Source organism: Paucibacter aquatile, from assembly GCF_002885975.1.
Taxonomy (GTDB): domain Bacteria; phylum Pseudomonadota; class Gammaproteobacteria; order Burkholderiales; family Burkholderiaceae_C; genus Paucibacter_A; species Paucibacter_A aquatilis.
Genome location: NZ_POSP01000004.1, coordinates 685,655 through 698,323, shown reverse-complemented (window position 1 = coordinate 698,323; position 12,669 = coordinate 685,655). Strand labels below are relative to the sequence as shown.

General features: G+C 65.2%; 8 protein-coding genes. 2 read left to right on the top strand and 6 right to left on the bottom strand.

The window, feature by feature from the left end; genetic code table 11:
• Positions 1-241 precede the first annotated feature (241 nt).
• Positions 242-1,762, top strand: a complete 1,521-nt coding sequence (locus tag C1O66_RS22620; protein WP_243392933.1) for an asparagine synthetase B family protein — start codon at positions 242-244, stop codon at positions 1,760-1,762.
• Positions 1,763-1,824: 62 nt separating this feature from the next.
• Positions 1,825-3,147, top strand: a complete 1,323-nt coding sequence (locus C1O66_RS22615) for a putative O-glycosylation ligase, exosortase A system-associated (RefSeq protein WP_102770250.1) — start codon at positions 1,825-1,827, stop codon at positions 3,145-3,147.
• 34 nt (positions 3,148-3,181) lie between these two features.
• Here C1O66_RS22615 and C1O66_RS22610 read toward each other — a convergent pair whose 3' ends face one another.
• The 6 genes from C1O66_RS22610 to C1O66_RS22585 all read right to left on the bottom strand — a co-directional run bounded on the left by C1O66_RS22610 (position 3,182) and on the right by C1O66_RS22585 (position 12,667).
• The gene (locus C1O66_RS22610) at positions 3,182-4,792 is read right to left on the bottom strand and encodes a polysaccharide lyase (RefSeq protein WP_102770249.1); all 1,611 of its coding nucleotides are present in this window, start codon (positions 4,790-4,792) and stop codon (positions 3,182-3,184) included.
• A gap of 7 nt (positions 4,793-4,799) precedes the next feature.
• Entirely contained in the window at positions 4,800-5,756 is a 957-nt protein-coding gene (locus C1O66_RS22605) for a polysaccharide deacetylase family protein (protein WP_102770248.1), read from the bottom strand.
• A 45-nt stretch (positions 5,757-5,801) separates the two neighbouring features.
• A complete protein-coding gene (locus C1O66_RS22600) occupies positions 5,802-7,160 on the bottom strand; it encodes a phenylacetate--CoA ligase family protein (RefSeq protein WP_102770247.1) in 1,359 nt (452 codons plus the stop codon).
• A gap of 12 nt (positions 7,161-7,172) precedes the next feature.
• Complete coding sequence (locus tag C1O66_RS22595; RefSeq protein WP_165794745.1) at positions 7,173-9,293, bottom strand: glycosyltransferase; 2,121 nt, start codon at positions 9,291-9,293, stop codon at positions 7,173-7,175.
• A 20-nt stretch (positions 9,294-9,313) separates the two neighbouring features.
• Positions 9,314-10,630: a nucleotide sugar dehydrogenase gene (locus C1O66_RS22590; RefSeq protein ID WP_102770242.1), complete on the bottom strand. Its 1,317-nt coding sequence runs from the start codon at positions 10,628-10,630 to the stop codon at positions 9,314-9,316.
• 99 nt (positions 10,631-10,729) lie between these two features.
• Positions 10,730-12,667, bottom strand: coding sequence for an XrtA/PEP-CTERM system amidotransferase (locus tag C1O66_RS22585; protein WP_102770245.1), 1,938 nt, complete (start codon positions 12,665-12,667; stop codon positions 10,730-10,732).
• Between the last annotated feature and the right edge of the window lie 2 nt (positions 12,668-12,669).

Genomic DNA, 12,669 nt, shown 5'->3' with positions numbered 1-12,669 from the left:
GTATCCAAGGGCGCCCACTATAGTCACGCCTTTCGGCCGAAACACAGCCGCGCTCACACTCTTTTTGTCACCAATGGAAACAACTGCCCATTCGCTTCAGCCCATTGTGCTCGGCCAGCCCCGTTTCAAGAACTCCAGCGTTCAGGCCGCACACCAAGCGACCGGTTTGGCCTCGGCATGGTTGCTTGCGCTGAAGCAGGGCCCGGCCACGGCCGCGAAAGAGGCTGAAGGTGACTTCGCTGTGGCATTGCGAACCGAGCAAGGCCAGGTCTTCATGGCCCAGGACCGATTCGCGACCTACAGCCTGTGCTACCGGGTGGTGGACGGCCAGTTGCACTTTGCCGAACGGGCCGATACCCTGGCCGATGAGGCCTGCGAACTCGACCCGCAGGCCCTGTTTGACTATCTGTACTTTCACTGCATTCCCTCGCCCCGCACCATTTACAAAGGCATCTATCGCCTGCCGCCCGGGCACTACGCCTGGTTCGATCAGGGTCGGCTGGAGGTCAAGCCGTTCTGGCAGCCCGAGTTCCACGAAAACAAGTCACTGAGCTTTGAGGCTGGCAAGCAGGAATTCCTGCGTCTGCTGCAGCAATCGGTGCAGCGCCAGTTTGATGGCAGCAAGGCTGCCTGTTTCCTGAGCGGCGGCACCGACAGCTCGACCGTGGCCGGCATGCTGATGCGCGCCAGCCCCTCGGGCGCCGCCAGCTACTCCATCGGCTTTGATGCCGAGGGCTATGACGAGATGGAGTACGCCCGCCTCGCGGCGCGCCATTTCGGCACCGAGCATCACGAGTATTACGTCACCCCGGACGATCTCGTGCGCAGCATCCCGGCCATGGCCGCCCATCTGGACCAGCCTTTCGGCAATTCCTCGGTGCTGCCCGCCTTCTACTGCGCCAAGATGGCCAAGGACGACGGTGTGACCCGCCTGCTCGCCGGCGACGGCGGCGACGAGCTGTACGGGGGTAATTCGCGTTATGCCACCCAGCGCCTGTTCGGTTTTTACGAGCAGGTGCCCAGCATCCTGCGATCCGGCCTGATCGAGCCCATCGTGGGCAACAGCGCCTTGAGCCGCATCCCCCTGGTGCGCAAAGGCGGCAGCTATGTGCGCCAGGCCAAGCAGCCCATGCCCGACCGCCTGCGCAACTACAACCTGATTACTCGTGTCGGCCCGGAGCAGGTGCTCAGCCCGGCCCTGCTGGCCCAGCTGGACCTGAACGCACCGCTGGAACACCAGCGCCAGACCTGGCGCGCCACCCCGCAGCCCTGCAGCGAATTGAACCGCGAACTGGCCTACGACTGGCGCTACACCCTCGGCGAAAGCGACCTGCCCAAAGTGCGAGCTGCCACCAGCTTGGCCGGGGTGTCGGTGGGCTTCCCCATGCTCGACCAAGGCTTGCTGGATTTCTCCCTGCAGCTGCCCAGCAACTTCAAGCTGCGGGGCCAGAAGCTGCGCTGGTTCTTCAAGGAAGCCCTGCGCGGCTTCCTGCCGGATGAAATCATCACCAAGCGCAAGCAGGGGTTTGGCCTGCCCTTCGGCGTCTGGACGGTCAAGAACCCCGGACTTCAAAAGCTGGCGCGTCGCTCGCTGGACGCCCTGGTCGAGCGTGGTCTGGTGCGCGCCGACTACATCCACACCCTGCTCAACGAGCAGTTGCCGGCCTACCCGGGCTACTACGGCGAGATGGTCTGGATCCTGATGATGCTGGAACAATGGCTGGAGCAGCACAAGCCCAACTACCGCCTCAGTGCGCCCTGAGCTTGCGGGCCTGAGCCGAACTTGAAGAACCCCGCACGCGCCCCGGGCGCCTGGCCACTGCCATGAGAGACATCATCATCACCGCGATCATCCTGGGCCTGTTGCCCATGGTGATCAAGCGTCCCTGGACCGGCACCGTGGTGTGGGTCTGGCTGGCCATGATGATCCCCTACCGCTTGGCCTATGGCTTCGCGCGCGGCTTGCCCTTCGCCATGATTGTGGCGATCTGCACCTTGATCGGTATCGTCGCGATGCGGCCCAAGATGGCCTGGCCCAAGAGCAGCGTCAAAACGGTCTATCTGCTTTTCATCGCCTGGATGTTCGTCACCTCGATCTTTGCGCTGAACAGCTCGGCGCTGGTGATGGAACAGCTGATCACGGTGCTCAAGATCCACTTCATGGTCATGCTGGCGATTGCGCTCATCCACGAGCGCAAGCAGCTGGAGGTGCTGGTCTGGACCTTGGTGGGCTCGCTGGCTTTCTACGGGGTCAAAGGCGGAATCTTCACCATCACCAGTGGCGGCAGCGGCCGTGTCTGGGGCCCATCGGGCGGCATCATCGAGGGCAACAACGAGATCGGCGTGGCCCTGGTCATCATCCTGCCCCTGCTGTTCTACCTGTACCAAATCACCGAACGCCGCTGGCTGCGCCGCGGCCTGTTGTTCTCGGGCCTGATCAGCATTTTGTGCGTGCTAGGCACCCAGTCACGCGGAGCCTTGCTGGCCATCGTGACCATGGCCTGCATGCTGGGCCTGAAGAGTCGCCGGCCCGTGTTGACCTTGATGGGCATCGGCGTGGTACTCACCATCGCCATCATCTTCATGCCCGACAGCTGGAACCAGCGCATGAACACCATCCAGGACTTCAAGGCCGACGGCTCCGCCATGTCGCGCCTCTACACCTGGACCACCTTGTGGAATTGCGCCCTCGATCGCCCCTTTGTCGGCGCTGGTTTCCGCACCGACAACCCGCTGGTGTTCCGGCTCTACGGTCCCGCCATGGAAGTGGGAGGTTATGACTTCGCAGGTGGGCAGGTGCTGGTGGCCCACAGCATCTACTTCCAGGCCCTGGGTGAGCACGGCTTCCCGGGCCTGGCCTTGTTTCTGCTGCTCGGCGTGGTGACTTGGGTTCGTGCCAGTGGCGTGTCTACTGCCGCGTCGAAGATTCCGGAGTTGCAGTCCTGGATGCCTCTGCTGATGCGCATGACCCAGGCCAGCTTGCTCGGGTTTGCCGTCGGCGGGGCTTTCCTGACTCTGGTGCACTTCGACCTGCCCTACTACCTGTGCGCCATTGTCATGATGGCCGACCACATGGTGAAGAAGGCCCTGGCGCAGGCGCCGGAACCCGCAAGCGCCACAACGGCCGGCAACCTGTCCGGCCGTTGAACGCCGGAACGGATTTGCAGGCTTGGGCCGCCGCTCAGGGTTGGACGCCGGGATGCTTCCGCATGGGGCCGATGTAACTGCGCGCAATCACCACGTTGTCGATGAACAGGTGCATGTCCTGCGGCGCGGGTGACACCCCGCCGTGGTAGACATCGAACCAGACCTCTTCAATGGCCAGACGCTTGGTGTCGCGCAGGCGCACACCGCTGCGCTTCATGACCTGCTGACCATCAATCCAGGCCTCAACAATCCCATCCGACTTGCCCGGTTGGTTGAGCTTCACACGCTGCTCGATGCAATACCAGCGCTCATTGCGCACCAGGCCGGTTGGGCCCTGTGACCAGTCCCAGGGATCACCCGTCTCGTCCTTCATGTCGGCGTGATAGGCATAGAAGTTCAAGGCATTGAGCTCAGCCACAGAACGGTCGCCTACCGGGCGCTTGGCGAAGCCACCACGCAGCGACCAGCCATTGCTGCCGTCGGCCTTGCGCCGCCCCCAGCCGGCCTTCCCGTAGGTGCCTGCGATGCCGGGCAGCTTGCCGCCATCGAGCACCGGCTGCCAGTCGCGGCCCAGGCGCAGGTAGTAGCGGAAATAGACGTCCTCCGGCTCCGCCTGCCCACGTGCGCTGAACTTGTAGCGCAGATCCAGGCCCAGGTTCTCACCCTTGGCGATACGCACCTTGAGGGCCCGGCCCGACAGGGCTTGAAACCCAGGGGCGGAGTCTTGCGGCCCGATCACGCCGCCGTCACCTCGCAGCACCCAGCCGCCAAACTGGCGCAGCCAGTCCGAAACTTCGAAGTCAGCGCTGAACAAGACTTCGGGGTGGGAGGCGATGCCTTGGTCGCCCGGGTACTTGGCCGCCAGCCCTTCCTGCATCTGCGCGGGCCGGGCATAGCTGGGATAGAGCGCAAAGCTGCCGATATCGATGAAGGCACTGCCGTATTGCTGGTCTGAGGTCAGCATGAGCACGGCTTTCTTGACCTTGGCCGCCTCGGGAATGTCAAAGCGCAGCAGCACATGCCGGCCGCCGCCCAACTTGAGCTCCGGGCGCTGGCCCAGGCTGCTCAGGCTGCTGCAATCGGTGAAGGTATCGGCCGCCGGGCTCAGTCGCAAACGGCTGCCATCCTCCAACTCCAGCTTGAGCATGGGGCGAGCCGCACGGTCGGGTGACTCCTTGCTGTGGAAGTCGACGATGTCACCGGCCCCGGCCGCACCCAGGGCGCGCAGCAGAACCACGCGAGGCAGGCTGGGCGTCGCCTGCCAGCGCTGCACCAGGCTGCTGAGGTCCATCTCCACAAAAGGCCTGCCCATGCCGCGCTGCAGCTTGATCTGCGAGAAGGCGCGGTCGCCCTGCGGTTTGCCCTGGGCATCGAGCCAGTCGCCGCCCGGGTGCTGCCAACGGATCTCGCCCATGCCGGTGAGAAAGGCGCAACTCGGGCCCGCCTCGCCATCACCGATCACCAGACCGGGCCCGGCACTGGCGGGCAACTGCGCCACGGCCTGATTCGGCCAAACCAAAGTCTGCAGCAGCACGGCAGCGCACAAGCCCGGGCGCGCCCAGAGGCGCCAGAACGATGCGCCTTCAAAAGACGAGAAAGCGCAAAGCGCCGCGTTGGAAAGCAGGCTGCGGCGCAAGGCAATCATGTGGGCCTCAGTGGCGGATCAGGTTTTCGACGATGCGGCTGCGGTAGCGGAAACGGCTCGTATCCCAGGGCGTGAAACGGGGCAACTCGAACATCGAGTCGCCCTGGCGCGCCGCGCCCCAAACCGTGCTGACCGCAGCCAGGAAGCCCAGATCCTTGACCTGAGCCACGCTGTCGGCGTTGTAGTCCTGGCCCGGCTTGCCATTGGGATAGGCAAACAGGCGCACCGGCTCACGCAGCACCGCTTCGAGATAGTCCTTGCTGTCACCGATCTCGCGTCGCATACCGGCCGCATCGAGCGTGGCCAGGATGGGGTGGTTGACCGTGTGCGCGCCAATCTGCATGCCGGCGGCTCGCAGCTGGCGGATGCCGGCATCGCCCATCATCAAGGCCTGATCGTGGGCACCGCCGCACAGGGTCTCGATCGCGGCGACGCACTGCACACGCTCATCCGGCACGCGGTACTTGATCACGCCGAGCAGCGCATCAATGGCCTGACGTCGGCTGCTGGCATCGCCGATCTGAAAGCGGGAACGCTCATCGCCGGTGACCGTACTCAGGTCCAAGGCGCCCGCCGGCGCATGCCGGATGGCCTCGATGATGCGGTCGTTCCACATGCGCCCCTGTCCGAGAAAGCCGGTGGCGATGAAGAAGGTGGCTGGCATGCGGAACTCTTGCAAGATGGGCAGGGCCACCGAGACATTGTCCTCATAGCCATCGTCAAACGTCAGCACGCAGGCTCGCGCCGGCAGGCTGCCACGGGCCAGGCGTTCGGCCGCTTCGTCCAGCGGCATGACATGGGCCCAGTCATTCAGCCAGCCCAGGATCTCGCGGAAACGCGCAGCGTCCACCTCGCCCGGGAAGATGTCATCCGCTTGCGGCAGCACGCGGTGCAAGGTCAGGATGGTCAATCGCCCGCGGGCGCCGGCGGGCGAGAGCAGGCTGTAAGCCAGTTTCGTGAGCATGTCAGTGTGGTTCCAATGGCCTGGGGCTTTGTGGTCAGCTCAGGCTCAAGATGCAAAAGCCTTGACGCGGCTGATCACGTAGCGGAATTTTCCGGAAGCTTCGGCCGGGATGTCGTCCACCAGCAGCACTTCGACGCGCACCGCCGCACCCAGCCTGCGCCGGAAATCGTCCTCGATGCGTTGCACGCCAGCCGGATCAAATTCAGCGTTACGCACCACCTGCACCTGGGTGTGATCCAGGCTCAGCTGTTCGATGCGGAACTTCTCGACGCCGGGCAGATCGCGCACCGTGTAGATCAAGGCCAGGCCGTGCATGATGGTGCCGTTCTGCGCCACCACGAAATCGGTGCTGCGGCCATGCACCTCTTTCAACACCGGCAAGCCGCGGCCGCAGCCGCAAGCCTGGCTGCCCAGCACGCCCATATCGCCGGTGCGGTAGCGGATGAAGGGGAAATCGCGCGTGGCCATGTGGGTGACGACGATCTCGCCAATCTCGCCCTCGGCCACCGGCTGACCCTGAGGATCCAAGGTCTCGACAATCATGTCTTCGGCGCTGATGTGCAGGCTGCCGGCCGGGCATTGGTGGGCGATGAACCCGGCGTCGCGTGCACCATAGCCATTGGCCACCGGGCAGGCGAAGGCCTCCGAGATCAGGCGGCGCTGCTCTTCGTAGAGCCGCTCCGAGGTGACAAAGGCCACGCGGATGCCGAGATCGCGCATGCTCACGCCGCGCTTCATGGCATGGGCCGCGATCAGGGACAGGCTGGACGGGTAGCCAAACAGCATGGCCGGTCGAATGCGGCGGATGTCGGCGACAAAGGCGTCCAGCTTGGCCTCGCTCATCTCGAAAGCGGGCAGCAGATGGCTGCGCATCAGCCCGTCTCGCAGGCGGCGCACACGGTCCTGCGCGCCCAGCTCGATCGGGCTGCCCCAGACCACGATCTCGGGGTCGCCGATGTCCACATTCCACCAGCGCGTGGCGCGCCATTTGGCCGCCACATCATGGCTCTTGCGAGCCTTGCCCATGTAAAAGATCAGGGGCTCGCCCGAGGACCCACCGGTGTTGTAGCGGCTCAGCACGCCGTGGTCTTCGGCCTTGAGCGCGTCCTGATGGGCTCGGATCAAGGGCTTGTCCAGGCAGGGCAGCTTTTGCAGATCGGCCACGCTCTGCAGGGCTGCCGGGTCGAAGCTGAGCTCCTTGAAAAGCTGGCGGTAGTAAGGCACGTGACGCCCCACATCACCCAGGAATTCGCGCAGACGGGCGAGTTGCAGGGCCTGCAGCTCTGCTGGCGACAGCCACTGGCTGCGCTCCAGCAGGCGCAAGCGCGCCACGCTGTCATGCCTCTTCAGCCTCTCATGCAAAGGGAAGAGCAGATGGGAACAAAGATCGGTGTAGAGGTTCACGGTTCTCTCGGCTCAGGCAGAGGCGGAAGGAAACGGCGCCACAGCGGCTTGCCGGGCCAGGCCCGCACGGTCATAGGCCGCCAGCCAGAGCGGCTTGACTGCTGACCAGGCGTAGCGCTGCGCCTCGGCGTGGGCCGCCAAGCTGAAACGCCGGGCCAGATCCAGGTCCTGCAGCAGCCGCAGCGCCGCTGCGGCCATGGCCTCGGCATCGCCGATGGGCACCAGCAGGCCGGTGCGGCCCGACTCCAGCAAATCGGGTATGCCACCAGCATCCGTGCTCACCACCGGCACCCCGCTGGCGAAGGCCTCCAAGATGGAGATGGGCATGTTGTCCACGGTGCTGGCATTGAGGGCCAGGTCGGCGCGCTGGTAGAGCGTGGGCATGTCGGCATTGTTGACACGCCCGGCAAACTCGACCGCAGCGGCGATCTGCAGCTGTTCGCACAGCTGCTGCAGAGCGGCGCGCTCCGGCCCCTCCCCGGCCACGATCAGCCGCGCCGCCGGGAACTGCTCACGCACGCGAGCAAAGGCGCGAATCGCGGTGGCGTTGTCGTAAATCGGCTCCAGGTTGCGCGCCACCAGCAGCACCGGTGCGCTCGCAGCCACCGCAGGCGTCTTGGCCTTGAAGCGAGAGAGGTCGATGATGTTGGGAATGATCTCGGCGCTCAGGCCATGCTTGGCAAACACACGCTGCAAAAAGGCCGAGGGCGTGACGCGCAAATCGGCCCGTGAAAGCAGGCGCCGCACATGGGCCGGCCCCTGGCTGAGGAACTCATCAGCCAGGCCACCCCGGTAGTTGATGATCAAGGGCACGCCACGGCCCAGCGCCAGGCGCGCGACCGGCAGCACGAACAAATGCCAGGCCCAACCCGAGTTGGCCATGATGTGGACCACGCGCGCACCGCGAATCTCACGACGAGCCGCCAGCACATAAGCCAGCAAACGAACAACCGCACGGAGCACGGGCACACGGCCCGTCCAGGCCGGCCGGTACGGTGGGTTGTTGCGCAGCAGGCGAACCTGCACACCCTCGGCCTTGAGCAGGCGCAGGAGTTGTTCGCACTGGTTGGCCATGCCGCCGGCGGGCGGCGGCAGCGGCCCAACCAGCAGCACATGGCCGTGTTCACGTGACCAAGCCTGCAAGGCCGGACGCAGGCGGCGCAAGCGCAAGGCGCTGAGGAGCAGCAGGACCAGGCCTGCCGCCAGACTCAGGCCCAGCAAAGGCAAGGCCGTCTTCAGACGGCGCAGGTGCGCATGCGCCGCCTGGCTCTCGGCCATGGGCCAGATCGCCATGCCGGGATAGACGCCCGTAGCGATGGCGGCGAACTGCTCCAGGCTGCGCGAGAGTGAGCCGGTGATGCGCACGGCCGGCTCGCGGTCGTAGCTCTCGAGGTTGTCGCCCAGCCACTGGAACCATTGGGTCTCGCCGCGGTGGTAGTACTCCCAGGCCTTGGCGTCCTCGACATAGCCTGGGCGGGCCTTGGGCGCGATGGGCAGCATGCGCAGCTCGGCATCACGGGCCAGCAAGGCGGCGCGCACCTCATGCGCCGACAGCGGCCCCTGGCTCCGGCTGAAATAGACGTTATTGAACACATCCAGCAGCTGCCAGCGAGCCAAGGGCTCGTTCCAGATCTCCACCCAGATGTGGCCGTGACCGCCAAAGCCGTCAAAGGCAAAACCCCAGCTGCGCGTAGGGATCTTTGCGGCATGGGCCAGGGCCATGAAGCTGCGCACGAAATCGCCGCAATAGCCTTCGCCGTCCTGAACGATGCGCTGGTAGGTGCGTTGCAGATCGCTTTGGATCGGGCCACCGGTGAGCACCGGCGCCGAGCTCAACAAATGGGAGGCAATCGCCAGCGAGCGCTCCCAGGGCCCGGGCAATTCGGCCAGGCCGAGCTTGCGCACCTGCTCCACAAACACCGCCGAGGCCGGCGCCTGCTCACGTTTGAAGCTGGGCGGCGGCGCACTCGCCGGCCAGTCGATGGCCGGATTGACCGACTCATCCAGCACCAGAGCATTGCGCAGGCGCACCCGGTCGGTGCTGCCCAGCACCTGCGGCAGCAGGATGAGTAGCGGCAGCAAGACCAGCAGCCAGCCGAGGCGCTGGCCCCAGCGCCAACGGCCTTCACTCAACCAGGGCGAGGCACCCGATATCACCAGCACAGCCCCTGCACCCGGGCCTTGAAGTCCGCCTTGTTGGGCAGGTTCACCAGATCCAGCAGGTCCTGATCCGCACGCGCCAAGCCCGCCACCTGCGCCGCGATCTCCGCGCCCGACAGGCCCATCACCAGCACCTCGCTGCCCTGCACCACCTCGGCCAGATCGCCCTTGAGCATCTCACCGATGTGCGGCAGGTGCTTCTGCACAAAGCTGCGGTTCGCGCCCAGCAGACTGGCCAGATGCACCTCGGGGTCATAGATCGACAGCTGCATGCCCTTGCCGATCAGCTGCTCGGCCAGGGTCACCAGCGGGCTCTCGCGCAGATCGTCCGTGCCGGTCTTGAAGGACAGGCCGATGAAGCCGATCTTGCGCTTGCCCAGGGCCAGCAGCTTGTCCAGCGCCAGGTCCAGGTGCTGGCGGTTGGAGGCCAGGATGCCCGAGAGCATGGGCAGCTCCAGATCGTGCGTCTTGGCGAGGTAGGTGGTCGCGCGCAGGTCCTTGGGCAGGCAGGAGCCGCCGAAGGCGAAGCCCGGTTTCAGATAGGCCTTGGAGATGTTGAGCTGCGTGTCCTGGCAGACCAGGTCCATCACTTCGAAGGCGTCCACGCCCAATGCACCGCACAGGCGCGCCGTCTCGTTGGCGAAGGTGATCTTGAGCGCGTGGAAGTTGTTGCAGCAGTACTTCATCATCTCGGCCGCGCGCACCGAGGTCTTCAGGAACTTGCAGGGCAGATGGCCGAACAGGGCTTGCAGCCGCTCGGCCGCGTACTCGTGGTTGGCACCGACGATGGTGAAGGGCGGCTTGTCGTAGTCGCGGATGGAGCTGCCTTCGCGCAGGAACTCGGGCTGGAAGCACAGGTGGAAGTCCACGCCGTCGCGCTTGCCCGAGGCGCGCTCGATGATGGGGCGCAGCACGTCTTCCACCGTGCCCGGCACCAGGGTCGAGCGGAACACCACCACATGCGGCTCGCTCTTTTGCTTGAGCGCTTCACCGATCTGCTCGGCCAGGCGCAGCACCGCGCCCTGGTCCTGGCTGCCGTTGGCCGCCGAGGGCGTGCCCACGCAGACCAGCGAGATCTCGGTGCTCAGCACGGCCTGCACCGCGTCCGTCGTCACGCTGACATGGCCGCTGGCCGCAACTTGCGCCATCAGCTCCACCATGCCCTCCTCGACCACCGGCGTCTTGCCGTTCTTGATCAGGTCCAGCTTGGCCGGCTCGATGTCCACGCCCACCACATCATGGCCATCCCGCGACAAACAGGCCAGCGACACCGCGCCCACATAGCCCAATCCAAAAATGCTGATCTTCATTGCTCAAAGTCTCCGAAATCTTGATGCAGCTCCGGGGCGCGAACGCCCCGGAATCCAGCGATGCCCGCCATCAGCAAGAACCGGGCGGACAGACCCTACTCAGGCGGGAACGCCGTCCCGGCTGTGCACGGCCAAAGGCAACTCTTCATCCACCACCTGGCGCAGGAAGGCCTCAAACATCAGCAGCGTCCACAGCGGCGCACTGTAGTCGCGGGCGCCGCTTTGATGAGCTTCGACCAGGTGTTGCAGGTACTCGCGGTTGAACCAGCCGGTGGCAGCCAGGCGCGGGCCGAGCACGGCGTCCTGCACCCGCTGCTTGAGCGGGCCACGGAACCAGCGCGCCAGCGGCACGGCGAAGCCCATCTTGGGCCGGTACAGCACCTCGTCGGGCAGCAGTGGCTCCATGGACTTCTTCAGCAGGTACTTGCCTTCCTGACCGCGAATCTTGAGGTCCGACGGCAGGCTGGCCACCCACTCGACCAGCTCATGGTCCATCAGCGGCTCACGCACTTCCAGCGAATGCGCCATGCTGGCGCGGTCCACCTTGGTGTTGATGTCGCCGACCAGATAGGTCTTGGTGTCCAGGTACTGGATCAGGGCCAGCGGATCGTCGGTCTGGGCGTTGGCCGCATGGCGGTCGAACACCTCCTGGGCCTCGTAACCGCTGAGCTGGGCCTTGAACTGCGGGCTGAAGAGTTGCTCCCGCATGGGGCCGCGCAAGATGGACACCGAGTGGAAGTAGGCCTCGACGGCATTGCGCGACAGGCCTTCGAACGTGGTCTTGGCGCGGAACACGCGCGGCGCCCAATCGGCCTTCGGATACAGACGTCCCAGCGTGCCGAACAGCGGCTTGCGCAGGCCGGCCGGCATCATGGAGCGCATGCGCTCTTCCATCAAATGCATGCGGTAGCGGCGGTAGCCGCCGAAGGTCTCGTCACCGCCATCGCCCGACAGGGCCACGGTCACATGCTTGCGCGCCAGCTGGCAGACCCGGTAGGTCGGGATGGCCGAGCTGTCGGCATAGGGCTCGTCGTAGAGCCGGGCCAGGGTGTCGAGCAGGTCGAAGTCGTCGGACTTGACGGTCTCCACCTTGTGCTCGGTGCGGTAGCGGTCGGCCACCAGTTTGGCGAACTCAGATTCGTTGAAAGCCGGGTCGTCGAAGGCGATGGAGCAGGTGTTGACCGCGTCCGAGCTGATGCCGGCCATGGTGGCCACCACGGCACTGGAATCCACGCCGCCGGACAGGAAGGCACCCAGCGGCACCTCGGCAATCATGCGCAGGCGCACTGATTCCTTGAGACGCTCCTGCAGTTCCAGACAGGCTTCCTCGACGCCGATCTGGCGGTCGAGTGTGAAGCGCACATCCCAGAACTGCTTGGGCTCGGGAATCGACTGGCCGCGACGGATGCACAGGCTGTAGCCCGGCTCCAGCTTGCGCGCCTGCTTGAAGATGCAGCGCGGCTCGGCCACATAGCCGAGCGCGAAATACTCTTCGACCGCCAGCGGGTCGATGTCGCGGCGCATCTGGCCATGGGCCAGCAGGGACTTCAGCTCCGAGCCGAACAGCAGCTGGCCATCATCCAGCACGCTGTAGAACAGGGGCTTCACGCCCATGCGGTCGCGGGCCATGAAGAAGGTCTGCTTGTTGCGGTCCCAGAGTGCAAAGGCAAACATGCCGCGGAAGCGTTGCACGCAGTCCTCACCCCAGGCTTCCCAGGCATGGACGATGCACTCGGTGTCGCTCTTGGTGTGGAACACATGACCCAGGGCCTGCAGTTCGGGGATCAGCGACTGGTAGTTGTAGATCTCGCCATTGAAGACCACGACCACCGAACCATCCTCGTTGAACAGCGGCTGCTGGCCGGTGGAGATGTCGATGATGGACAGCCGGCGATGCCCCATGCCCAGGCCGGGTTCGGTGTGCAGGCTGCCTTCATCGGGGCCGCGGTGGTGCTGCGACTCGTTCATCCGATGCAGGCGCGCCGCATCGATCTCGCGGGCCGCACGCGTGTCAAAGATTCCAGTGATTCCGCACATAT